We start from the raw sequence: 1,571 nt of genomic DNA on the forward strand, positions 1-1,571 counted from the left end.
AGGCGATGGCGGGTGCGCGGGAGATGGCGGTGGAATTCTCCGGCCGGGATATCCCGTTCGGGTGCGAGGGCGATGTGCTCGCCCAGTTTCGCCGGATCAACCAGGAAACAGACCGCATCCGCTATGGGATGCTGCCCGCCCTGGCCCGTATGGAGGCCACCGGCGCCCTGTTGGAAGAGGGCGGCCAGCGCAGCATCCAGGCGTGGATCACCCACCAGTGGGGCACCTCCCCGGCCGAGGCCAAGAGCCTCGCCACCCTCGCCCGCGCCCTACACCGGCAGCAGTTGCCCTTGGTGGAAGAAGCCTTCCAGGCCAGCACCTTGTCGTTGGGTGAGGCGTGCGCCATCGCGACCTCCACCGAAAAGGCTGTGGCCGATTGGGTGCAGGTCCTGGAAACGGCGGATGAGGAATTCCGTGCCCAGCGTCCTTCGGTGGAGGGGTTTCGGGCCCGGTTGGAATTCGGGCTGATCGCCTATAAGCAGGAGTGCCCGCAGGCTTCGGTGCGCCAGTTGCGGGACGCGGCGAAATGGTTCGTCGCCCGCCTGGACCCCGACAAAGCCGACCGGGACTACGATGAAACGTTCGAGAACCGGGGCGCCCAGTTCTCGCCCACGTTCGAGGGTGGGTTCCTGCTACGGATGTGGGGGCCGGGGGCCGATAACGAGCTGATCCAGGCCGCCCTGGAGGCTTACACCGAGCCGTATGGGCCGGAGAACGCCGCCGTGCCGAAGCACCAGCGCACCTATGACGCGATGATGCGGATCTTCGAGACCGCTCTGGGCCACCGGGGTTGCTCCAGCCTGAGCCGCCAGCCGTTGGCGACCCTCAACATCACCGTGCCGCTGAAGCGCTTCCTCGGTGATGGGTCGACTGAGCCGGCCACCACCGAGGATGGTGTGGTGTTGCCCGATCAGATGGTGGCCCGCCTGGCCCCCGAGAGTTGGTTGCGTCGGTTCGTGACCGACGCCCAGGGTCGGACTCTGTTGGATGTGGGGCGTAAGCAGCGGTGTGCTCCGGATCCGGTGCGCCAGGCGGCGGGGTTCAAGAAGCCCTACTGTGAGTGGCACGAGGGTTGTGATGTGCCGCGTAGTTGGTCGCAGTACGACCACATCGTTCCGTTCTCCCACGGCGGGGCCACGAGTGCGGACAACATGCAGATCTTGTGCTCGACCCATAACCGGCTCAAGCACCGGTTGCAGGCGAAGGTGAATCGGCAGATCTGGGAACACCACCACGCCCAGAACCGCCAGGAAGCGGGAAAGGAAGCCGGGTCCGGGGATGGGGAGGGGGAGCCAGCCCCAGCCACTGTCCTCTAACCACCACCATCCGCTTCCGCCACCCGTTTCCGCCAGGTGGAACACCACCCCCGCGAGAACACCCCCGGTTGGGTGTCAGACCCCAAGGGCCCGTGCCCTGTGGGGATATCAGCATGCCCCCACCCCGAACCCCCCGCCCAGAGCCACATTCCGGGCACGGAGTGGCTCCCGTTGGGGGTGTGGGCAGCACAGGTGCCGACACCGGCCCCTACTACGACCGCTCGCCCTACCGGTGTCACCCCCACCACGGGCAGT

General features: G+C 66.9%; 1 protein-coding gene. It reads left to right on the forward strand.

Features of this window, described 5'->3' with window-relative positions; genetic code table 11:
* Positions 1–1,316: DUF222 domain-containing protein (locus ACWGKS_RS29895; RefSeq protein ID WP_452525078.1), on the forward strand; the 1,316-nt coding region annotated here is incomplete at its 5' end.
* Positions 1,317–1,571: the final 255 nt, after the last annotated feature.

This window comes from Nocardiopsis sp. NPDC055879 (assembly GCF_053615935.1).